Below are 23352 nucleotides of genomic sequence, written 5' to 3'. Positions count from 1 at the left end.
CAAGTAATAAACTTAGAAACAAAGGTGGTCCAAAAATGAGCGCGATTCCAAGACCTGCATCAACGGTAGTATTAATGAATCAACAATCTATGGTCTATCTGACAAAAAGACCAGAAACAATGAAATTCATGGCTGGGGTTTATGTTTTCCCGGGAGGAGCAGTAGACAAGGGGGATGAAGTCCAAGATTTTCAAAATAAAATAGTGGGTAACCGAAATGAATCCTTTGAGCTGGCTTATTATATTGCCGCTGCAAGAGAACTATTTGAAGAAGTAGGAATTTTACTTTGCAGTGCTGAAGACGGTTCAGCATTTCTTATGAATATTGAAAAAGAAAGGGAATACCGCCGTCAGCTCATTAATGGGGAAATTACATTCTTGCAAATGTTAAAAAACGAAAAACTTCAATTTAATCTGGAAAGTCTACACTATTTTGGCCATATCATTACACCAAAAGATAGTCGGATTCGCTTTGATACTCGTTTTTTTATTGCTCGTCTTCCAGAAGGGCAGAAGCCAAAACCGGATCAAAATGAAATTAGCGACGCCAAATGGATGTCACCAGTCGATGCCTTATCAGAATATCATAATGGCAAGATTCCTATGCCTCCACCCACCATTCATACATTAAAAACCATTGCAACCCATCAATCTAGTGAACCTCTTATCATGCCTAAATTTAATAGGAACGATTATAAGCTATTCTTTTAGAGAGTAATAGGAAAGGTCTGATAATACAAAACCTTCTTTCATTAATTTAATCAAATGGGCCTCAGTCGTTCTTTTAGCCACTTCTAAAACACTTGGGTGAGGAAGCTTTTCGTAAATAATGTTAGTTAATTCAGATGAAGTAAGTCTCTTATGAATGTCCAGTAGCTCCTTGATTTGGTTTTCTCGAAAAAGTCGTCGATTTATCACAAAATCAATTTGCTCATAAGGCTTGTTTACCCAATCACCATGCCCGGGACCGATTTTTGTCAGGGCCAATTTCTTTAACCGATTTAATGTATGAATATAGTCCGACATATCACCGTCTGGAGGACCAATCCATGAGGTCCCTTCTGCAACAATATTATCTCCAGCAAGGAGAACCTTTTCAGACGGGATATAGAGGTTTAATTGCCCCGCTGTATGACCTGGAGCGTGAAGAATGGTTAGGTCATGGCCAGCTACAGAAACAATATCTCCATCATTTAAAAAGGATAATTTACTCCATGGTGAAATGGCCTCAAGTGTCATTTGTTTTTCTAGTGGATGGCAATAAACAATTGGGTCCCAATCGACTAATTGACGAACACCAGGCGCATGGTCCGGATGCCAGTGTGTCAGTATGATAGTCTTAGGAATGGCCAGGCCATTTTCTTCTATCGCTGTCTCTAAATCTATTTTTGTATTAGGTTGATCAAATCCCGCATCTATTAAAATACTTTCCTGACTGTTTCCAATTAAATAGCAATTAGTAGTCGTATGCGGAAGCAATGTGGGTGTAGAGATTGGTACACGAATAATTTGAAAGCCGTTTCCTTTTTGCAATGCGAACATCCTTTCATCCATTTAGGCACTCAATAATTATTTTCTTAACATATTCATCGTGTAAACGAAGAAATCCTGCCATATAGTTGATAATTAAAAAGGATAGTTGAGCATTAACGGCTCGAACTATCCTTTTCCTTGTTTGGCCATTTTTTATTCAGTGCACTAATAAAGGTTTTTACATTCCTTTTGTCCTCCATAATAGGCGCAATAATATAGGAAAGCGTGCGGGTAAATTGATGATTTTTTACCTTTATAATAGAAAGAAGTCCCTGCTTAACATCTCTTTCAATCACACTTTGGGAAAGAAGCGATAACCCTGTTCCATTTATTAGTGTTTCTTTTATACCCTGACTGCTGCTAATCGATAGAAGAGATTTCACCTTTAAGCCATTCGACCGGATTACATGATTAAGATATTCCCTTGTACCTGAACCTAATTCTCTGGAGACCCATGCTTGATTTTGAAGGTCGGTCATCGTCACCTCCTCATATTTCACAAGTTCATGATTGTTTGATGCAATAATAAATAACTGGTCCTGCATAAATGAATGAACGGAAACTTCTTTTTCATTGGTTTGGCCTTCAATCAGGCCAATATCAACCTGATATAAACGAACAGATTGAACAATTTCCTCCGTATTTCCGATAACGACATGGAGGTCCAATTCAGGATAATCATTTTGAATATCAATCAGAAGCGAGGGCAGGATGTATTCGCCGATGGTAAAACTAGCGCCAATTTTTAATTCGCCTTTAATGGACTCGTGATGTTCTAAAATATCTTGTTTCGTCTGTTCGTAAATGGTGATCATTTGCTTGGCACGATCATATAAAATCTCCCCGGTCGGTGTAATTTGTAAGAATTTTGGAGATCGAAGAAATAATTTTGTCTGGAACTCTTTCTCCAGATTTTTTATATGCAGGCTGACACTTGGCTGGGACATTAGAAGTAATTCTGCAGTTTTGGTGAAATTTTTAACTTCTGCAAGGGTAACAAATGTTTTTAACTCTTCATAATACAATTAAGATCCCGCCTTATTATTAGTAATCTTAATAGTTCTGATTATTAATATTTATTTTACTAATTCCTTGTCTTTCGGTAAAGTTTTTATTACAGAGAAAGTTTATTAAAACCGACTTGACTTATAGGAATAGTAAAACTATTATAATAGTAATCAATTTTTTGTCAGATGAATTTTAAATTTCAAAAAATGATATTTACCTTTGTGGGGTGATTTTGTTGCAACTTCAAGTATTGAACAGTCCGTTTAATCAAGAGCAGGCAGAACTCCTTAACCGTATATTGCCAACATTAACAGAATCTCAAAAAGTTTGGCTAAGCGGGTATCTTGCTGCTTCATCAACGACATTAGCTTTAGGTGCATTAAATGCACAAACATCCGTTCTTTCGAATCAAAGTACTGGAAAGAATATTTCAAAAGATGTGACCATCCTTTATGGTTCACAGACTGGGAATGCCAAGGGTCTTGCCAATAAGACGGGCAAGCAGCTTGAAGGGAACGGATTTAAAGTAACTATTTCTTCAATGAGTGATTTTAAAGCCAATAATATTAAAAAGGTTCAAAATCTTCTTATTATAGTAAGTACACATGGCGAAGGTGATCCGCCTGACAATGCTCTATCATTTCATGAGTTTCTGCATAGTAAAAGAGCACCAAAGCTTGATGATCTCCATTTTTCAGTTTTGGCACTTGGAGACAGTTCTTATGAGTTTTTCTGTCAAACAGGTAAAGAATTTGATTCCCGGTTGGAGGAGCTCGGCGGTACACGGTTATATCCGCGCTTTGACTGCGATGTTGATTTCGATGAACCTGCATCCGAATGGCTTCAAGGAGTACTTAGCAGCTTAAATGAAGCTGAAGGCAGTAATGCAGAACCTGTTGCGGCCGCGGCAACACAGGTAGTAGAATCTGTATACTCCAGATCAAATCCGTTTAGAGCAGAAGTTCTTGAAAATATTAATTTGAATGGACGCGGTTCCAATAAAGAAACGCGCCACCTTGAAATCTCTCTTGAAGGTTCTGGACTTTCGTATGAACCAGGGGACAGTCTCGGAATTTACCCTGAAAACGACCCTGCACTTGTTGAGCTTCTATTGGCAGAATTGAAATGGGATTCTGAGGGAGGGATAACACTCAATAAACAAGGGGACATTCTCTCGCTAAAAGAAGCCTTAAAATCGTATTATGAAATTACGACTCTAACGAAACCTCTTCTACAAAAGGTGTTGGAGTTAACAGGTAATGAGACACTACAGGAGCTTTTAGCTCAGGGAAATGAGGAAAAATTAAAATCCTATATTCATGGACGTGACTTAGTGGATTTCGTTCGTGATTTTGGTACGTGGGGTACCTCAGCCCAAGAATTTGTTTCGATTCTTCGGAAAATACCAGCTCGTTTATATTCAATTGCAAGCAGTTTATCTGCGAGCCCAGATGAAGTACACTTAACAATCGGTGCAGTTCGATATGATGCCCACGGCCGTGAACGAAAAGGGGTTTGCTCAATTTTAACCGCAGAACGTCTTCAGCCTGGTGACACACTGCCTGTGTTTATTCAGCAAAATGAAAACTTTAAGCTTCCTGCTGCCTCGGATACTCCGATTATCATGGTCGGTCCAGGGACAGGTGTAGCTCCATTCCGTTCCTTTATGCAGGAGCGTGAAGAAGCAGGAGCGGAAGGAAAAGCTTGGATGTTCTTCGGAGACCAGCATTTCGTGACTGATTTCCTTTATCAGACTGAATGGCAAAAATGGTTGAAAAACGGTGTCCTGACAAAAATGGATGTTGCTTTTTCTCGTGATACAGATAAAAAAGTGTATGTACAACACCGCATGCTTGAACAAAGTAAAGAATTGTTTGCTTGGTTAGAAGAAGGTGCAGTTGTTTATATTTGCGGTGATGAGAAACATATGGCGCACGATGTTCATAACACTCTTCTTGCCATTATTGAAAAAGAAGGCGCTATGAGTCGTGAAAACGCTGAAGCTTATCTTGCCGAGCTCCAGCAGCAAAAACGTTATCAGCGTGATGTATACTGATTTGGATTGAAGGGAGTTTTTCAACATGGTGAACAAAACTTTAACAGCGCCAGCAGGAAAGCCCAGTGATGTTGAGCGCATTAAAGAAGAAAGCAATTATTTGCGCGGAACGTTAACAGAAGTAATGCTTGACCGTTTAAGCGCTGGAATTCCTGATGATGATAATCGTTTGATGAAACATCACGGAAGCTATTTGCAGGATGACCGGGATCTGCGTAATGAACGTGCAAAACAGAAACTTGAACCAGCGTATCAGTTTATGCTGCGTGTCCGGCTGCCGGGCGGTGTTGCGACACCGGCCCAATGGCTAGTAATGGACGAGCTGGCAGATAAAAATGGAAACGGCACATTAAAGATTACTACACGTCAGACTTTCCAAATGCATGGTATTTTAAAATGGAATATGAAGAATACGATCCAAACGATTCATTCAACATTATTGGACACCATTGCTGCATGCGGCGATGTGAACCGGAACGTATTGTGCAGTTCTAATCCATATCAATCTGAGATCCATACAGAAGTTTACGAATGGTCGAAAAAGCTGAGTGATGATTTACTGCCGAGGACAAGAGCCTATCATGAAGTGTGGCTTGATGAGGAAAGAGTGGCTGGTACGCCAGAGGTAGAGGAAGTTGAACCGATGTACGGTCCCCTTTATTTACCGCGTAAATTTAAGATTGCAATCGCAGTTCCTCCAACCAATGATATCGATGTATTTTCAAATGACCTTGGTTTCATTGCGATAGTGGAAGATGGGAAACTTATCGGCTTTAACGTGGCAATTGGCGGCGGAATGGGCAGCTCTCATGGGGATAAAGCGACCTATCCGCAGCTGGCAAAAGTAATCGGCTTCTGTAAGCCGGAACAGCTTTATGATGTGGCTGAAAAGACGATTACGATTCAGCGCGACTACGGAAACCGTTCTGAACGTAAAAATGCACGCTTCAAATATACCATTGATCGTCTTGGTCTGGAAACAGTCAAGGAAGAGCTGGAACACCGATTAGGCTGGAGTCTGGATGAAGCAAAACCATACCATTTTGACAGTAACGGCGACCGTTACGGATGGGTCAAAGGTGTGGGTGGCAAGTGGCATTTAACCTTGTTTATCGAGGGTGGACGCGTTAAAGATTTCGCTGATTATAAACTAAAGACGGGCTTGCGTGAAATTGCTAAAATTCATAATGGTGAATTCCGTTTAACAACAAATCAAAATTTGATTATTGCCAATGTATCAAGCCAGAAAAAGAAAAAGATTACAGAATTAATTGAGCAATATGGCTTGACTGATGGGAAATATCATTCAGCACTACGCCGCAGCTCGATGGCTTGCGTGGCTCTTCCAACTTGCGGACTAGCCATGGCGGAAGCAGAACGTTACCTGCCTGTACTGATGGATAAAATCGAAGAGATAGTCGATGAAAACGGCCTGCGTGACCAAGAAATCACGATTCGCATGACGGGGTGTCCAAATGGATGTGCACGTCCTGCTCTTGGTGAAATTGCCTTTATTGGTAAAGCCGTTGGGAAGTATAATATGTACCTCGGAGCTGCCTTTGACGGCAGTCGTTTAAACAAAATGTACCGCGAAAACATTGGTGAAGAAGAAATATTAAGTGAACTTCGTGTACTTCTTTCACGTTTTGCGAAGGAACGTGAAGATGGCGAGCACTTCGGTGACTTTGTCATCCGTGCGGGCATTATTAAAGCAACTACAGACGGTACTAATTTTCATGAGTTAAATGAAGTTCTAAAACAGGGATAAACTCCCTGTTTTTTTTTGTATGGAAGGTTCCAGTAAACTACCAAATATTAAGCACATTGATTTACTAAAATATAGGAAGAAACTTTGTCATCCCATTGGAAAATGCCGTCTTTGAGCCTAATTACTATATCAAATGGCCGAGGGATAGAGAGTTTTTTTTCTTGAGCATTAGCTCCCAATTCCTCCAGCATATTTGTTTTTAATTGAAGTAATTCTTCCTTAGAGGCAATTCGGATCACTTTATCTAGAGTAATTTTCTTTTCGTTTATTCCATTTCTTTTACAAATACTTTCTTGAAAACTCCTGTTAAATTGAATCATCAAAGATAAATCCTCTATGCATGCTACTCCGAATACCTCTTTAATAATATTTCCGTATCGAAGCTGATAGTCAGTAGCAAATTTAATCATTTTCTGCTCGGGATTTTCTAATATATAGACAGATTGAATTTTATTTATCATCAATAGCATCCTCTCATTTGTATTCTGAACTATTTGGGTAATTAATTTAGATACTGTATTAATGATACCATAATAATGAGTTTTACAGTTGTAGGGAGGATTTAGACAAAGTGTCTGATATTTTTAAAACACATTTCGAATTAGAAGCGAAAATTTTCTTCGTGAAAGCGCTTTTTTCTAAATATTTAGAATATTACGCTTGCTTATCTGATTGCTATATTATACTATTAAAAATATTACTAATCTAAACTAATAAGAAGGAAGCGACTTACTTTGAATTATCCATTTGCACCTCAAACCAGAACCTATGAATCTTCTGCGGTAAGAGACATTTTAAAGGTGACCCAGCAGGGGCACGTTATTTCTTTTGCAGGGGGGTTGCCAGCTGAAGACATTTTTCCGATTGAGGAAGTAAAAATTGCCTATGAAAAGGTGTTCGCATCGGGAAAATCTTCTTTGCAATATGGTTTAACAGAGGGCTTCACTCTACTTCGCGAGGCCATTCAAGCCAAAATGGCCCAAAAGGGGATTGCATCTACACCTGAAAACATTTTGGTTACTACGGGTTCCCAGCAGGTTATCGACCTGTTTTCCAGGATTATGCTAAGCCCAGGTGATATTGTCTTAACGGAGGATCCTACTTATCTATCAGCCTTGCAGGTTTTTAGGTCTTACGGGGCAAATGTTATCGCCGTCAGCAGTGATGAGCATGGAATGGTACCCGAGGATTTAGAAACAAAAATGAACCAATACCACCCAAAATTTGTTTATATTATACCAACTTTCTCTAATCCGGATGGAAAGGTATGGAGTAGTGAAAGAAGGCAAAAACTTTTAAATCTTTGCTATAAATATAATGTACTAGTACTTGAGGACGATCCATACGGAGATATCCAATTTCATGAAGAAGAGCACTATCCATCCGTAGCATCTTTTGATAAGCAGCAAAGTCACGTCATTTATACGAGTACTTTCTCAAAGTCGGTCGTCCCAGCGCTTAGAACAGGGTGGGTTACTGGACCTTCAGAAGTAGTGCAAATGATGACAAAAGCGAAGCAAATGAATGATTTGCATTCCAGCAGCCTCGATCAACAAGCATTATATTATTTACTGCGCGATTTCAATCTTGATGGGCATATCAAGCATATTCGAAATGAGTATTATTATCGAATGACCATTATGAGAGATTATTTGAATATGCTTGAGCCCGGCTTGTTTACATGGAAAGAGCCAAAAGGTGGTATGTTTTTGTGGGTGGAAGGGAATGAAGAATTAAATACAACCCGTTTACTTTCCCAAGCTGTTGAAAAAGGTGTAGCCTTTGTCCCTGGTGCTCCGTTCTATGTCGACCAGCCTAAACACAACACGTTCCGCTTAAATTTCAGCCACTCAACTCCAGAAAAAATAAAGCTAGGCATGGATCGATTAGTAGAGGTTTTATTAAAGCCAGCAGTCGTTTAAGATGTGGTTCTTGAATGAAATTCTCCTTTTATGTAAAGTTTATTAAGGTAATTAATTATAAAAGGGATGAATAAGAATGGCTTTTATCGGGATTGTAATTATTATATTTTTGGTCTATTTTCTAATTATTCGCCCGCTTACCCACCGAAATCGTCCACAGGTTTATGAGCCAAGAAGGAATTATAATGAACCTAGAAGGGACTATTATGAACCGCGTGGAAATTTTGGTCCAGGGCATAGTGGATTTGGCGGAATAGGGTCATTTGCCGGAGGAATGGCAGCAGGGGCGTTATTGACTTATTTGTTTAATCAGGGCAGAATTGGATTTGATCAATATCATGCGTTACAGCAATTACAAGATCATGAAATCATGCAAGAACTTATGGATCAAAATATCATTCAAGAACATGAAATTGACCAGCTGCAGGAGGAGATTGGACAGGGCAGAGGGGATGAGCCGTCAGATTGGGATGGAGACGGCAGCGATGACGATATTGATAACAATGATCAAGATGATTTTCAAGATCAAGATGAATTTGGAAATTGGGATAACGGTGATGATAATTGGGTTTAACATGGAGTGCCTTCAACATCCTTAAATGGATGTTTAGGGTGCTCTTTTAATTGTTACAGAGTTGTGAACAAGAGAGTTAGCAGCTGTTTTTTTTTCTAGAGATATAGAAGGATAAACACTATCTATAATAAAATAAAGGTATATCGACTAAAGCAAGGTTAGTCATCATGATTCTTAGAACAGAATCCAAATAACAGCCAGAAAGAGGTTGATGGTGATGTGGCCTTTTGTAAATAAAAAAAAAATAATGGACGAAGAAGATAACCCTAGTTATTTAGCAGTAAAAGAAGTAACAGAGGAAAAGGAAATTGAAAAAATATCCATTAAATTGAAAGAAGTTCTAAACAACACGTCTAATGATATTATTATTTTATGCGTTGGTTCAGACCGTTCAACAGGAGACTCGCTTGGCCCCATAGTCGGCTCCATGTTGAAAGAAAGCAAACTCCCCATAATTGTATATGGTACATTGGAAGAGCCAGTACACGCGTTAAATATTCATAAAATTCTAAAAAAAATCAATCAGACCCATCCTGCCCCTTTTATCTTAGGGATTGATGCCTGTTTAGGTGATAAAAACCAAATTGGTTCTATTATTTTGAAAAAAGGTCCGCTTATACCAGGTTCCGCATTAAATAAAGTATTGCCAGGGGTAGGGGATTACCATCTAAAAGCAGTTGTAAATAGTCTCGATTCCTATTCGCCTGTCCAATCCTTAAACAGCACGAGACTTTTTACGGTCATAAAGCTTGCTGAAATTATGACCAAGATTATTTCACGAGCTGTTTTAGAAGATAAATCTGTGTCAATTAGGAATTTATTAATGGTGGAAGATTAATCCAGATTATTTGAAATAACTGAAGCTAGTCGGTTATAATTATTATTATTATTTATAATAGAGAGAAAGCGTGATAAACATTGGGGAACAATTGGACAGAGGAAAATTTAATCTCTTTGCGGGAACGGGTCTATATCCACATCAAAGACCTTATCCTAGAGGGTGAATTTAAAACAGGAGACCGGCTTGTGGAACGTGAATTGGCAGAAAGACTTAATATTAGCCGCACGCCAATTCGGGAAGCCTTATTTAGATTGGAATCACAGGGATTTGTGAAAACAGTGCCGAGAAAAGGGGTTATTGTTGCTGATATTTCTGAGAAAGAAATTATTGAAGTTTTTACGATTCTCTCTTCATTAGAAGTCTTAGCTGCAAAATTAGCTGCACAAAAATTAGATGATGAAACAAAAAGTAAATTTAATACCTATATAAAAAAGATTGAAGAAGGTTTAGCAAGTGAAAATGATGCTGATTTTTCACATTTACACGGGGAATTGAACCATCTTTTATACAGTTCAGCTAAAAATACAAAGCTTTATGAGATATTAAGTGGATTGTCTGATTATATTAGTGCTTTTGCAAAAACAGGATTTAAAAATCCTGGCCGCGCCGTACAGTCAATGGAAGAGCACTTGAAAATAATGGAGGCCATCGTTAATCAAGAAATTGAAATGGCTGAATATTTGACAAAGATCCATATAGAAAATTCTAAAAAGGCCTATATCGAGGCAGTGCAGCAAGCAAAAGAAAAGCGAAAAGGGTAAAAGGAAACTCCATCTGCTGGTGGAGTTTCCTTTTATTTTAGTTATGAAGATTCCTTATAATCCGATAACTGCAGGTGCTGTCATGTTTTTTAACACTTTAGCCACACTCATTGCTACGATTGGACTTGATTTTGGATTTTGAGTAAATGGTTTGTTTTGGACGGATATTTCCACTTGTCCAAATTCGCCTTTCGCAAGGATCGTGTGAGTATTAAATTGAATAGTTGGATCCACGTATACTTGAACCTTCGTTTTTTCGAAACCAATTCCAGCAATACTTAAAGCCGCTGAAACATTTACATTTTCAGGGAATAATTTGGCTGCATTTCTGGCATTTCCTTCAAAGATACAATAGGGCTCAGTGATGGTGGCAAGATCTACCTTTTCCTCTGCAATCGTTCCATACCAACTTCTTGGATGCTTCCTTGTAATGAGTTTGATTTCATCAATCTCGCCTAATATTCCGGCAGCAATCCGATCTAAACCAGCGATAGCGGCAGATGGAATAATTATTTGTTTTTTACTTTTTAACGCAGTTTCCTGTAATGATTCATAAAATTCATTATCTGCTAATACCCCTACTGATAGAAGAACTAGATCACTACCTGAGGAAAGAGTTTTTTCACCGTATTGTTTCACCGCATTATGGCCGGCTGCTTCGATAATAATATCTAAATTTTGATTAAAAAATGCTTCTTGATCCGTTGTCATGGTACAGTGTTCTGGCAAGTAATCTAAAGGACTAGGCTGTTTCCTAACTAGAATAGACTTCAGGATGACATCTCCGGCCTGTCCTGAATGGATAAATTCAGCAATACTTTTTCCAAGTGTTCCATAGCCAATGATCCCAGCTCTCAGCATTTTTGATTCTCCTCAATAATGATTATTTGGTATACTATGTACCATTAATTTCTACATTTTAACGGATTAAAAGATTAAAATCAAGAGGAAAATTTAGAATATAATCAAACGTCTAAATTTTCAAAATATTGTTGCACATACCAGGTGGTTAATGATATATTATTTTCAACCTATATAGTTAACACTGGCTGTATAGTGAAAATGAGGGGGGATCGACATCATTCTTACATATTAATTACTGGTAGTATTCATTTGTTTGTCCTCGTACGGTTTTTCTATGGTTGAAGGTAAATATGTTAAATCAGGTTCAAAATATTTTTTTTGGATTATCTCGGTATACAATCCACAAAATACAAAAATCGCCTTACTCGTTAATTTTTTCCTTTTTGATGCAATAGCAATTTTTAGTATTCTAGCAGTTAACATTAAAAGGTAATTGAGAAGAGAGACGACATCTTTGGTGGAAGCGCTTACGAATTCTTTCTCCTCACCATACCACCTTTCAGAAAATTTCAAGCAGAACATTTGAACAAATTTAGCTGAAAATTTTTTTAAAAGTCGGAGGGGGATATATGGAATTAACATTAGCTCATTGGGTCTACCTAATTGTCACTGCAGCAGTCATTATTATTATGCTATTCCGAAAAGGTGTTGTATTACCTCTAATCATTGGGACCTTTATTGTGGCAGCCGTATATAAGGGTAGTTTAATTGCAGGCTTTCAAGCTGTCTTTAATGCTAACCTTGTTGCCGCTAAGGAACTATTTAGTATTTTCTTAATCATATCGATCATGATTGGGCTCTTAAATTCTCTGAAAGATCTAGGGGCGGATAGAAGGATGGTCGTACCGATTCAGAAAATCATGGTAAACGGACATGTTTCCTATTTAGTATTAATGGTCACAACCTATGTAATTTCGCTCTTTTTCTGGCCAACCCCAGCAGTTCCATTAATTTGTGCTTTGTTAGTTCCTGCAGCAGTAAGTGCAGGTTTGCCTGTTATGACTTCCGCAATGGTAATCGTTATCGCGGGTCAAGGGATGGCTCTTTCCTCAGACTATATCATGCAAGTAGCGCCAATGCTAAGTGCAAAAGCAGCGGGTATTGATAAAGCTGCCGTATCAGATAAGGCATTCATTCTTTCTTTAATTACAGGATTTAGCGCTTTAGCGATTGTGTATGTCACACATCGAAAGGCGATTACTAAGAAATCTGGTTCTGGCAGTAACGTTAATACTGAAGAAAAAGCATTTTTTAATGTGGCCGAAGAACTTGCTGCGACTGCAGAAGAGACTGCTGATCTCGTTCAAAGAAAAGCAACATGGGGAAAAGTTTTCGCTGTCATTGTACCTTTAGCCATGTTAGCTGTTATGATTTTTATGTTCCAGACAAAAATTGGCGGTGGATCTGGCTTTGAAGGCGGGGACGGTGCCGCTTTCATTGGCGGTGTTGCTACTATTCTATTAGTCTTAGCTACTATTGCCTTTAACCGAATTCATGCACTTGATAAAATAAGTGAACATATCACTGAAGGTTTTGTGTTCGCTTTTAAGGCCATGGCACCTGTCATTCCGATTGCTGGTTACTTCTTTATGGGAAGCGGAGATTTTTCAGGGGCTATCCTGTCATTAGGTGATAAGGCAGCAAAGCCGGCATTTCTATTTGATTTAATCCAAGCAGGACAAAATTATATCCCGCATAGCCCATTTTTTGCAGCGATTAGTATTTTAATAGTTGGTATCATTACGGGGTTAGATGGCTCTGGATTTGCTGGACTTCCTTTAACAGGTGCATTGTCTGGAGCAATTGCCCCAGGAAGTCACATCGACCCTTCAGTTATGGCCGCTATTGGTCAAATGGGGGCAGTTTGGAGCGGCGGGGGAACATTGATTGCTTGGTCATCCCTTGTGGCCGTAGCAGGCTTCTTACAAGTATCACCGCTTGAACTGGCGAGGAAAAACTTCATACCTGTAATATCGGGACTTCTCCTAGCCACTATTTTAGCAGTCATAATTTGGTAGTTTTTAAGGGCCTTCCAAGAGTCAGTTAAACACTGATTTTTGGCAGCCCTTTTTTTCGCATGTTTGGTATATTTGTGAATAGAATGAGGATGGAATGGCAGGCATTGAAGGAAGAAAGGATGAAACCCATGAAAGCAGGTTTGGTCGGGATTGGAAAACTTGGGACTGCAATGATGGCGCACTGGCATCGAAGCAGTAGTCCTATAGGTATTTATCACCCTGTGAAAAAGAAGGCTGAAGATTTTGTTCAGCAGTTTCAAAATGGATATTGTTTATCAAAGGAAGAATTAAGTAATTTAGATGTGCTAGTATTAGCGTTACCTGCATTGAGGGTTATTCCTTTTATTTCAAGCATAAGGATTAAAGGGTCAACCACAATAATTAATATGGCAACTGCCCTTCAAACTAACGAAATTAAATCAAACTTTCCAAGCTTAAACATTCAAGGAGTGAAATTTATGGGGCATTGGAAAGATTTATTAGAACATGGCAATGGCTTGTTTATTACAGAATCCCCATTACCACCGGAAATAGAGGACCTTTATCATTCGTTAGGGAAGGTAAAATTGGATCGTGAGGATTGTTTATCTGAGGTCAATAAACTTGCAACCTACTATGCTATTAAAGCTGCTATCGAAATTGAAAAGGATTTTTCAGATAGAGGCATTTCCCCTGAATATGTTAAGCGGGCCTTAACTTCCTTAGCCCCTGAAGTTATGCGTAGTTATAGTGAAGGAAATCTTGGCCATTTTGCAATGGATATTGTAAAAGAGGTGCAGGCAGAGAAAGGAGGAGTCAATCTAGATTGACTCCTCCTTTCTTATTATTGATTATTTAGGAAAGGCTCTTTTCGTAAACTTTATTGCTTATGGAACTTAATAACATTCATTTACTAAGTTTCTGGGCAATTTTCGCAAATGCTCTTACGAAAAGATGCCACGACGCTTCTAGTTATACGGTTGATAAACTTATACGAAAAACAACAATTTATGCGAAAATAGCCTTAAGAAAAGAACAATTGTAGGACAAATAGGTACACCATCACACAGCCGATATAAAGGCCGGCAAAGGATAAATTCCAATTTGATACCTTATAGGAACTTTCCTTCACAATGTTGGACATGAGCCCTAGTGTGGCATTATACGGTCCCACAAGAAAGGATGAAACCGCCCCCGCTAACATGGCAACGGTTAATATATGCGGTGAGATACCGATTACCGCAGGATTGAGTCCTTCGGTCATTAATGCAAGGGACACAGCTGGATGTAGTCCGAGAAAAGCAAAACCTAAAGGAATCAGTGGCAGCAAAATCAAAAAGATTTCTACACCCGCCACATGAATAAACTGTATTACCAAGCGGTCCAACCATTCATTTGTATGAGAAACATTGATGGTCGAGATAAAAAAGCCAGCTGATAAATAAATAAAGAATTGATCCTTCATACCTACTGAAAACGATTGAAAATGTTTTAATAAATGGGCACCAAACTCTTTTCCTTGCTTTAAGCATAAAGACCATGTAAAGGAAAAGGGGATAACCATTAATGAAACGAGTGTTAAGAAGGGATAATTAAACTTTTTTTCTACTAATGAAATAACGAGATTAAATAGTACGATTGCTAGTAATATTTGAAAGACCCTTCGTGAACGGTCGATTTGCCTTGGCACTAAGGCGGCAGCCGTTTCATGGACAGAGAGGTCTTTCTGGGTTTTGATCATTACTTTTGATTTGCGCGCCCCCAGGTACCAATCCATTCCCATCCCTACAATACTAAGAGGAATCACATAAGGAAGAATCGAAACCCAGCTGACTCCCGTCATTGTAATAACAATCCCGACAATGGGGGTTACAGGGGCCCAAAGTAACGGCATGGCAAACCCCCGGGTAATCGCGCGGCTCATAAACCGTTCTTTACTTTGTACTGGTATGACATCTAAAGATGGCCGGATCGAGTAATAAGTCATCGGCAATGTTGCAAGATTCATAAAAATACTAAAAAAGTAAGAAAAACCGGAAGTAATCATATAAAGCTGTCCGGATGTTTTTACCCTCTTTTGAATCATCGTTTGAATGCCGCCGCTGTAACCGCCAAGTTTAATGGGGATTCCTAAGATTGGAACTAAGGTAAACATCGTCAGCAAGTCGAGCATGGGACCAAAGGATAGGATATATTCCTGCCATCTGGCACCGCTTGTCCATAATAAGATCAATCCCAGGATTAAAAAGGTACTTCCTAAAATTTGAACAAATCGTTTTGCTTGGAATAGAGTACAAAGAACGATGATAAGACTTAAAACGGATAAGACAACCCCAATATCCAGCTGTGGGAAAAGCACGGAGAGTAAATATAATAAAATTACTAAAAAAAACATAAATCTTAGCATATCAACACCCTTACTCAAAATACGGTATACCAAATGTTGAAAGCAGGTTTAAAATAGACACAATTCAGCCGTATTTTAATAAAAATTTGGTATTTGGTATACAATATTGTTGTAATTTTTTTCACTGCATTATAAAATTAAATTAATAAATAACATATAAATTAGGGGGAATTAACATGTTAAACATTCTATTTAACTCAAAAAAATCTGCTGAAAAAGCTGAGAAAAAATTAGCTTCACTAAGAAAAATACTTAAGTTTTAACGCATTATGGAAAAGCCGTCGCTCTATTGCGGCGGTTTTTTTCTGCTTTTTAATAATATAAAAACCGGAGAGACGTTATATTCTCTCCGGACTTGTACATGAAGCGTCATGTCAGAAATTTATACCGCTACTTCATCGGATTTGATCAGCTTGGAATTAACTGAATCCTCACTGTTTCCAGATGCTTTCACGATCTCATTTAATTCCTCACGTGCCGCTTCGATTGTTTCAAACCTCTCAAAAAACTTTACTGCGATATGATTGACATATTCTTTTCCTTCAAAATTTTCAAATAATTGGATTTTAGCGCTTTCATCAAGAACCTTCGCAATCGTATATTTAGCCCGTAATTGATTAAAGAAATAGAAGTGATACGTTTCAACTGGCTCTAGACCATCATTTTCTAAAATTGTTTGAAAGGATTCTTTATTCGTTAGCACAATAAATTTTCCCAATTTGAACACTCCTTTTTTTATTGAACATTGTATACCAAACTACTTATTTGTATTTTATCTGAAGTTAATAAAATATTCAACAGTATATTCTAAATATTAAAATAATTAAAAAACTAGTTTGCTTCTTAAATCAAAAGATTGTATACTTCAGAAAAGAGTCAAAATTTTTAGAATAAACGGGAAGGGGAAGTTTTATGCCAAAAGTGATCCTCCATGTTGATGGAACAACCGTTGAACAAGAAGTGAAAGAGAATGCCAACTTAGTAGTGCTTGCAGCCACACGCCAATTACCAAAGTTAAAATACGGCTGTGGAATGGGGCGCTGTACAAAATGTACGTGCGTTGTGATCGAGGGTGCAGAAGACTTAGCGCCACCGAACTGGAAGGAAGAAAAAATGCTTGGAGATAAGGTAAATGAAGGATACAGGTTGACTTGTCAGCTAACGATTCAGCATGATATTGAAATCTCTCAAGAAAATATTGAGGTTTCGGTTCCGAAGAAACAATCGGCTATCCAAGTAAAATAATTTTTTATTTCGTTTTTTAGGTATACAATATACAAAAAAACTAATTGCAGGTGATTTATTATGGATTGTTACGACCTAACCAGGATGACCTGGAACGAGGTAAAAGAAGCATTAAAAACCGTGAAGTTTGCCATTATTCCAATCGGCGCCCATGAACAGCATGGTCCTCATATGGCAGAAAGCTGTGATGCCGTTTTAGCAGAAAGGATGGCTAAAAAGCTTGGAGAGAAAATGTTTCCTTTTTGCATCGTCACTCCAACCATAAATATGGGTGTATCCCAGCATCACTTAAATTTTCCGGGAACCATATCTTTGCAGCCCAATACCTTAATAGCAATTTTAAATGATATGATCTCATCATTAAAACATCATGGAATTGAGAAGGTTTTATTATTAAATTCACACGGCGGCAACCAATCTACACTAAATGTGGCATCGATGACCTTAACTAAAGAACTAGATGTTGAAATTTATTATGCAAAAACAACAGCATCTGCTAAACAATCGATAAAGAATTTTGTTACTTCCAATTTGTTTGGCCACAGCTGTGAGCGAGAGGTTTCTGAAGCCTTATATCTGGCTCCAGAGCTTGTCCGGCCTGAGTTACTAGAAAAAGGGGATATTCAGGAGCAGGGAAGATGGAAGCAGCTTAGACCGGGTAATGCCATCCAAGGATTTTATTATTATGAAGAAATGACACAAAATGGCTGTATCGGTGATGCGACAAAAGCCAGCTGGGAAATTGGCCGGCAAATTGTCGAAGAATCATTGGAGAACCTTTCGAAAGAGCTATACAAATTATTAAAGATAGAAGTAGAAACGCCTTATTAGATCAGGCACCCACTAATTATCAGATTATAATAATCTTTTAAAAATTCTAAAAATTATATTTACAAACGAAAATAAATAGGTTACTATTTAATTAAGGTATACCAAATAAGAAAAAAACCGACAGAATGCTAGATAATATCTGACAATCTTTTATTTTTAAACTCATTTGGTATACAAAATATCAAATACCAAGATCAACTTGGTCAGCTACATAAATTTTGAGGAGGAGATTACATTGACAGAATTACTTTCAAAAGACGAATTTCGCAAACAACTGGAAGAAGCTATTAAAGGAAATCATAGCCAAAAGGCTCCTTTTACATTAGCATGGGCTGAAGGAAAATTAGAAAGAAAACACTTTGCTAGATGGGCTGAAAACCACTACCACTATGTTGGACCTTTCGCAGATTACCTAGCGTATATCTATCACAATACTCCAACCGATCCAAAATTTGAAGCGGCAAAGGATTTCACATTGCAAAACATGTATGAAGAAGAAATCGCAGCTGACCGCCATACTGATTTGCTGATTCGTTTTGCCGAAGCTTGTGGCACAACGCGTGAACGAGTGATTAATCCACAAAATATGGCTCCAACCACACTTGGGCTTCAAAGCTGGTGTTTCGCGGTTGCTGCTCGTGAAAATTTCGTAGTTGCAACAGCTGCTTTAGTAGTAGGATTAGAATCTCAAGTACCTGACATTTATCGGAAGCAAACTCCTGCATTACGTGAACAATATGGATTTACGGATGAAGAAATTGAATTCTTCGATTTACACATCGTTTCTGATGAAATCCATGGTGAGCGTGGTTACAAAATCGTTCTTGATCATGCCGATACTCCAGAATTACAGCAACGCTGTCTAGAAGTAGTTAGAACAGGAGCAAAAATGCGCCGCATGTATATGGATGGATTATGGAGAGAGTACTTAGAGCAGGATTTGGGAGCTTTAGTAGAAGCAAAATAATCTTAAAGCTAGTTAATAATAATATGGATTCAAAAGGCCATTTTTGAATCCGCTTCCTTTACAAGCCGCCCTATTTAATCTTGCAGTTTAAGGTTTAAATGGCGGCTATTTTTTATAAAGAAATGATGGTGATAAATGTGTTAACTACTAAAATAGAAACATTCAATAATTTAATAGATGGCGAGTGGCAGGAATCTGTTAGCCATAAGACGTTTAATAGTGTAAACCCCGCAAATAAAGCTGAAATTGTGGGGGTTTTCCAAGCTTCAAATGAACAGGACGTCCGTTTGGCGATTGAGGCAGCACAAAAAGCCTTTCCGGCATGGTCCCAAACAGCACCATCTAAACGTGCAGCGATTTTAAATCAGGCTGCCAGCATTCTGGAACAAAATGCCGCTAAGGTAGCCGAAGAGTTGACACGCGAAGAAGGAAAACACATTGATGATGCTAAAAATGAGGTCCTTCGCTCGGCGCAAACGCTCCGGTTTTATGCAGTGGAAGGGCAGACTTTTACGGGCGAAACTTTCCCAAATGATGATCCAAATATGAAGGTATCGACGGAAAGAGAGCCGCTTGGAGTGGTGAGTGTCATAACTCCTTGGAATTTTCCCCTTTCGATTCCAGCCAGAAAAATAGCACCTGCTTTAATTACTGGAAATACTGTGGTATTCAAACCTTCGTCAGATACACCACTAATTGCATTCAGATTAGTTGAAGCTCTATATCAAGCAGGGATTCCAAAAGGCGTCATTAACTTTGTAACAGGAAAAGCTTCCGATGTGGGCGATTTATTGGTAACTCATTCGGCTGTAAGGGCAGTCACTTTTACCGGATCTACTAGTGCTGGGGAAGATATTCATCGAAAAGCATCTTTTACAACCCGCACCCAAATGGAGCTCGGGGGGAAGAATCCGCTCATCGTTATGCAGGATGCAGATCTTGATTTGGCCGCAAGCTTGGCTGTAAACGGAGGCTTTTCCATAACCGGGCAAGCGTGTACTGGAACAAGCCGTGTGATCGTTTTAAAAGAAGTGAAAGAGGCATTTGTTCAAAAGCTTATAGAAAAAACCAGCGCTCTTAAAATTGGAAATGGATTTGAAAAAGGCGTAAAAATTGGTCCACTTGCCAATGAAAAACAGTTCAATAATGTCCTAAAGTATATTCAATATGGTAAAGAAGATGGTGCCACATTGGCCTTTGGCGGGAATGCCTTAACAGATGCAGAGTACCAAAAAGGATACTTTGTTCAGCCAGCGATTTTCACGAATGTAAATCCGGATTCTCGGATTGCCAAAGAAGAAATTTTTGGTCCTGTTATTGCTGTGATAGAAGTAGATACATATGAAGAAGCCATCGCCATTGCGAATGATGTTGAGTATGGTTTATCTGCTTCCATCGTCACCAATAATTTAAAAGTTGCTAACCAATTTACTAAGGATATTCAGGCAGGAACGGTTAAGGTAAACCGAACGACAACGGGCAACTTAATGAACGCACCTTTTGGCGGTCTGAAAAAATCAAGCACTTCCACCTTCCGTGAATCTGGAAGAGTCGGTTTAGAGTTCTTTACCCAATTAAAAACAGTCTATATTGGCTATTAAGGAGAGATTCATCCATGAAAACAGCATTAAAATTAGAATTAGAAGAAGCAAAAATCATGATTGAGGCGGCTAAGAAAAAATCAGAGGAAATCAATGTGCTTGAGACCATTGCTATTGTTGATGATGGAGGGAACCTGATTGCGCTGGAACGAATGAATGGTGCACGCATCACTGGTCCAGAAATCGCGATTGCGAAAGCTTATACGGCTTCGGGTCATAAGCGGTCCACCCATTTATTTAACAAAGAACCAAATGGACCTGCACTCCCTGGAAACGAAGCATTTGGTATTAATCAAATGCTTCCCGGCAAATTTGCTATCTTTGTTGGCGGCTTCCCGATTGTGGTAAATGGTGAAGTGGTCGGGGGAATTGGTGTCAGCGGCGGAAACGGGGAACAAGATACAGCCGTTGGGACTGCTGCATTAACAGCACTGCAAAAGTTTGTGGAAGGTGAGGGCCTTGAGGTCGTTACTGAAGCTGATATAAAAAAATAATGGAAGCTGGACCCCATTCATTGTCTTATAGACAGAATGGGGTCCATGTTAATCAACGGGGAATTTTGTTAATTAAGGGGGAGAATCAACTGAAACCATATGTTGAGTTGGCTATAGGGTTTGCACGCACAGGCGTTACTGGATATGGAGGTGGTCCTTCTACGATTCCGTTGATTGAATTTGAAGCTGTTCAAAAATATAAATGGATGACTGAAGAGGAATTTGGGGAAATTTTAGCGTTAGCCAATACCTTACCTGGTCCGATTGCAACCAAAATGGCAGCCTATATCGGATACAAGGTAAAAGGGTCTTTAGGAGCAACAGTTGCCATCCTTGCTCACATTCTCCCATCCATCGTTGCCATGATTGGATTGTTAGGGGTGCTTTATTCCTTTAGAAAATCTCCAATTGTAAGCGGAATGGTGCAAGGGGTAACGCCCGTCATTGGATTTATGTTATTAGAGATGGCTTACCGTTTTTTCCAAAATGGACGCAAAGGCTTAGGATTGTCGAAAATGGTGATACTTTCAGCCGTTTCTTTAGTATTTATTCAATTTCTCGGTGTACATCCAGGGATTTTAATCGCCGTTTTTCTAATTGCTGCTTATTTGATTGCCGACCGTAAAGAAAAAGCGGCTTCACCTGAGACGAATGTTCTTCTACAGAGAAAGGAAAAAAGCTCATGATTTATTGGCATATTTTCTGGTCATTTTTTATTGCAAATTTATTAGGATACGGCGGAGGACCTGCAACGATTCCATTAATTCAGAATGAAGTGGTTAATCATTATCATTGGATGACTGTATCCAAATTCGGTGATATATTAGCGATCGCCAATGCTTTACCGGGACCTATTGCCACTAAAATGGGAGGATTTATCGGTTATCAATTGGCAGGAATTCCTGGTGCCATTATTGCGCTGGCGGCCACTATTCTTCCTTCAGCTCTGGCTGTTATTTTGTTATTTAAGTTTGTCAATCTATTTAAGGATTCTTCCAAAATTAAACTCATGACAAAATCTGTACAGCCGATTATTGCCATTTTACTCGCCGTTATGGCCTATCAATTCTTTTTAACCGCGTTTGAAAAAAGTGGTGTTTTTCATCTTTTACTCTTAGCATGCATTAGCTATTTCGCTTTAATCAGGCTAAAGATTCACCCTTCACTGGTGATTGTTTGCGCATTGTTTTATGGAGGGATTTTTTTATCATAAGCGGATAAACTTAAGGAAAATACTTTAATAAATAAGCGGGTGGGGTAATGGAAACAAGATGGGAGGAAAACAATCTTTTATCAATACGAGAACATGCCTATCTTTATTTGAAGGAAATGATTCTCGAAGGAGAATTTAAAGCTGGTGATCGGCTGATCGAAAGAGAGCTTGCGGGGAGATTAAATATTAGTCGTACTCCAATTCGCGAAGCTTTGTTCCGACTGGAATCGCAGGGTTTTGTTAAAACCGTTCCAAGGAAAGGTGTCGTGGTTACGAACATTTCTGAAACAGAAGTCATTGAGGTATTTACCATCCTTTCCTCATTGGAAGTTTTAGCGGTAAAATTGGCAGCACAAAAGATGGATAAGAGCACTCAGCTGGAATTAGATCAAAAAATCAAAGAGCTAATGGAATTGGAAAGACTGGCGGAAGAGAACTTTAATTTTGAACATATTCAAATGAATCAACTAATCAATAAAGCTTCGAAGAGTCCTAAATTATTCGAAATTCTTTCCGGTCTGATTGATTATATTCATATGGCGGCGAATATGGGGTATGAGACTCCAGGGCGAAGAAAAGAATCATTAAAGGAACATATCGATATAATGAAAGCCTTACGAGATAAGGAATCCGATATGGCTGAGTATTTAATGAGAATTCATATTGAAAACTCTAAAAAGGCATATATCAATTATATGGAAAATGTAAAAGAAAAGCTTAATAAAAGGGATAAATTGAGATCCCCCAATTAAGCTTACGAAGGCCACGCCATCACTAAGGTTGTGGTCTTCATTTTTTACAAATACAGAATAATAAATTAAAAGTTTTGTATTGTCTGAAAATTAAAATTATGGTATATTGTATACCAAGAAGATAAATCTTAGGGAGGAAAAAGACATGCCTAAAATAAATTTCATAAACAGTAATAAACAATTAGAGGTTCCAGAGAATTCAAATATTTTGAGAATGTCTCTTCGTTACGATGGAGAACTCCCAAATCGATGTGGCGGGGGTATTTGCGGCACATGCGTTTTTAAAGCGGAAAATGGTGCAGAATTCCTTGATAATGTTAAGGTCCAAGAAAGAAGAAAATTGGGTGAAGAATGGTTAGGGGAAGGATATCGATTAGGATGCCAGACCTTTGTAACTAATGGTGATATTTCAATTTCATGGGATGATGATATCACAGAACAAGTGAAAAAAAGAAAGCCGGATAAACTGCAAAAGGAAGCATCAGCCGTAAAATAATTTTTATAGGGGTGAGAACATGT

Annotated in this window: 24 protein-coding genes; 18 read left to right on the top strand and 6 right to left on the bottom strand. The window is 38.5% G+C overall.

Annotation, left to right across the window (positions count from 1 at the left end; genetic code table 11):
• The first annotated feature begins 35 nt into the window (after positions 1–35).
• The gene (locus tag PH210_RS09215; RefSeq protein ID WP_289984801.1) at positions 36–710 is read left to right on the top strand and encodes an NUDIX hydrolase; all 675 of its coding nucleotides are present in this window, start codon (positions 36–38) and stop codon (positions 708–710) included.
• On the opposite strand, the gene PH210_RS09210 is transcribed toward PH210_RS09215, so the two are convergent.
• Positions 699–1532 (bottom strand): MBL fold metallo-hydrolase, encoded by an 834-nt coding sequence (locus PH210_RS09210; RefSeq protein WP_289984800.1) that lies wholly within the window; start codon positions 1530–1532, stop codon positions 699–701. The genes PH210_RS09215 and PH210_RS09210 overlap by 12 nt on opposite strands.
• A 113-nt stretch (positions 1533–1645) precedes the next feature.
• Positions 1646–2557, bottom strand: a complete 912-nt coding sequence (locus PH210_RS09205; RefSeq protein WP_289984799.1) for a LysR family transcriptional regulator — start codon at positions 2555–2557, stop codon at positions 1646–1648.
• Between the two features lie 218 nt (positions 2558–2775).
• On the opposite strand from PH210_RS09205, the gene PH210_RS09200 reads away from it, so the two are divergent.
• Together PH210_RS09200 and cysI are read left to right on the top strand one after the other, a co-directional pair.
• Positions 2776–4596, top strand: a complete 1821-nt coding sequence (locus PH210_RS09200; protein WP_289984797.1) for an assimilatory sulfite reductase (NADPH) flavoprotein subunit — start codon at positions 2776–2778, stop codon at positions 4594–4596.
• Between the two features lie 25 nt (positions 4597–4621).
• Positions 4622–6364: an assimilatory sulfite reductase (NADPH) hemoprotein subunit gene (gene cysI, locus PH210_RS09195; RefSeq protein ID WP_289984796.1), complete on the top strand. Its 1743-nt coding sequence runs from the start codon at positions 4622–4624 to the stop codon at positions 6362–6364.
• A gap of 47 nt (positions 6365–6411) precedes the next feature.
• Here cysI and PH210_RS09190 read toward each other — a convergent pair whose 3' ends face one another.
• On the bottom strand, positions 6412–6825 hold the full coding sequence (locus tag PH210_RS09190) for a hypothetical protein (protein ID WP_289984795.1): 414 nt from the start codon (positions 6823–6825) through the stop codon (positions 6412–6414).
• Positions 6826–7098: 273 nt separating this feature from the next.
• On the opposite strand from PH210_RS09190, the gene PH210_RS09185 reads away from it, so the two are divergent.
• The 4 genes from PH210_RS09185 (at position 7099) to PH210_RS09170 (ending at position 10462) form a co-directional block, all read left to right on the top strand.
• Entirely contained in the window at positions 7099–8286 is a 1188-nt protein-coding gene (locus PH210_RS09185; protein ID WP_289984794.1) for an aminotransferase-like domain-containing protein, read from the top strand.
• Positions 8287–8362: 76 nt separating this feature from the next.
• The gene (locus PH210_RS09180; RefSeq protein ID WP_289984792.1) at positions 8363–8860 is read left to right on the top strand and encodes a hypothetical protein; all 498 of its coding nucleotides are present in this window, start codon (positions 8363–8365) and stop codon (positions 8858–8860) included.
• 217 nt (positions 8861–9077) lie between these two features.
• Positions 9078–9698 (top strand): spore protease YyaC, encoded by a 621-nt coding sequence (yyaC, locus tag PH210_RS09175; RefSeq protein ID WP_289984791.1) that lies wholly within the window; start codon positions 9078–9080, stop codon positions 9696–9698.
• An 80-nt stretch (positions 9699–9778) separates the two neighbouring features.
• Positions 9779–10462, top strand: coding sequence for a GntR family transcriptional regulator (locus PH210_RS09170; RefSeq protein ID WP_289984790.1), 684 nt, complete (start codon positions 9779–9781; stop codon positions 10460–10462).
• A gap of 54 nt (positions 10463–10516) precedes the next feature.
• Here PH210_RS09170 and nadX read toward each other — a convergent pair whose 3' ends face one another.
• A complete protein-coding gene (nadX, locus tag PH210_RS09165) occupies positions 10517–11323 on the bottom strand; it encodes an aspartate dehydrogenase (RefSeq protein WP_289984788.1) in 807 nt (268 codons plus the stop codon).
• 572 nt (positions 11324–11895) lie between these two features.
• Between nadX and PH210_RS09160 the strand changes: the two genes are divergently transcribed.
• The gene (locus PH210_RS09160; RefSeq protein ID WP_289984786.1) at positions 11896–13344 is read left to right on the top strand and encodes a hypothetical protein; all 1449 of its coding nucleotides are present in this window, start codon (positions 11896–11898) and stop codon (positions 13342–13344) included.
• Between the two features lie 119 nt (positions 13345–13463).
• Positions 13464–14153 carry an NAD(P)-binding domain-containing protein gene (locus PH210_RS09155; RefSeq protein ID WP_289984784.1) on the top strand — a complete coding sequence of 230 codons (690 nt, stop codon included), beginning with the start codon at positions 13464–13466 and terminating at the stop codon, positions 14151–14153.
• Between the two features lie 194 nt (positions 14154–14347).
• Here PH210_RS09155 and PH210_RS09150 read toward each other — a convergent pair whose 3' ends face one another.
• Positions 14348–15730, bottom strand: a complete 1383-nt coding sequence (locus PH210_RS09150) for a hypothetical protein (protein ID WP_289984783.1) — start codon at positions 15728–15730, stop codon at positions 14348–14350.
• A gap of 382 nt (positions 15731–16112) precedes the next feature.
• A complete protein-coding gene (locus PH210_RS09145; RefSeq protein ID WP_289984781.1) occupies positions 16113–16457 on the bottom strand; it encodes a hypothetical protein in 345 nt (114 codons plus the stop codon).
• A 185-nt stretch (positions 16458–16642) separates the two neighbouring features.
• On the opposite strand from PH210_RS09145, the gene PH210_RS09140 reads away from it, so the two are divergent.
• From PH210_RS09140 to PH210_RS09100, 9 genes are all read left to right on the top strand, one after another.
• On the top strand, positions 16643–16975 hold the full coding sequence (locus PH210_RS09140) for a 2Fe-2S iron-sulfur cluster-binding protein (protein WP_289984779.1): 333 nt from the start codon (positions 16643–16645) through the stop codon (positions 16973–16975).
• Positions 16976–17035: 60 nt separating this feature from the next.
• On the top strand, positions 17036–17806 hold the full coding sequence (locus tag PH210_RS09135; RefSeq protein ID WP_289984777.1) for a creatininase family protein: 771 nt from the start codon (positions 17036–17038) through the stop codon (positions 17804–17806).
• Between the two features lie 235 nt (positions 17807–18041).
• Positions 18042–18773 carry an iron-containing redox enzyme family protein gene (locus PH210_RS09130; RefSeq protein ID WP_223590582.1) on the top strand — a complete coding sequence of 244 codons (732 nt, stop codon included), beginning with the start codon at positions 18042–18044 and terminating at the stop codon, positions 18771–18773.
• A 98-nt stretch (positions 18774–18871) separates the two neighbouring features.
• Positions 18872–20374, top strand: coding sequence for an aldehyde dehydrogenase family protein (locus PH210_RS09125; protein ID WP_289984776.1), 1503 nt, complete (start codon positions 18872–18874; stop codon positions 20372–20374).
• Between the two features lie 14 nt (positions 20375–20388).
• Positions 20389–20868, top strand: coding sequence for a GlcG/HbpS family heme-binding protein (locus PH210_RS09120; protein ID WP_289984775.1), 480 nt, complete (start codon positions 20389–20391; stop codon positions 20866–20868).
• An 89-nt stretch (positions 20869–20957) separates the two neighbouring features.
• Positions 20958–21554, top strand: a complete 597-nt coding sequence (locus PH210_RS09115) for a chromate transporter (RefSeq protein ID WP_289985006.1) — start codon at positions 20958–20960, stop codon at positions 21552–21554.
• The gene (locus tag PH210_RS09110) at positions 21551–22081 is read left to right on the top strand and encodes a chromate transporter (RefSeq protein WP_289984774.1); all 531 of its coding nucleotides are present in this window, start codon (positions 21551–21553) and stop codon (positions 22079–22081) included. The genes PH210_RS09115 and PH210_RS09110 overlap by 4 nt, the downstream gene beginning before the upstream one ends.
• Positions 22082–22128: 47 nt before the next feature.
• Positions 22129–22833, top strand: a complete 705-nt coding sequence (locus PH210_RS09105) for a GntR family transcriptional regulator (RefSeq protein WP_289984772.1) — start codon at positions 22129–22131, stop codon at positions 22831–22833.
• 145 nt (positions 22834–22978) lie between these two features.
• Entirely contained in the window at positions 22979–23329 is a 351-nt protein-coding gene (locus PH210_RS09100; RefSeq protein WP_289984771.1) for a 2Fe-2S iron-sulfur cluster-binding protein, read from the top strand.
• Positions 23330–23352 lie beyond the last annotated feature (23 nt).

The organism is Paenibacillus sp. BSR1-1, assembly GCF_030403775.1.
Taxonomy (GTDB): domain Bacteria; phylum Bacillota; class Bacilli; order Bacillales; family Cytobacillaceae; genus Neobacillus.
The sequence above is the reverse complement of the archived record's forward strand: the minus strand, read 5'-3'. Positions and strand labels throughout refer to the sequence as shown.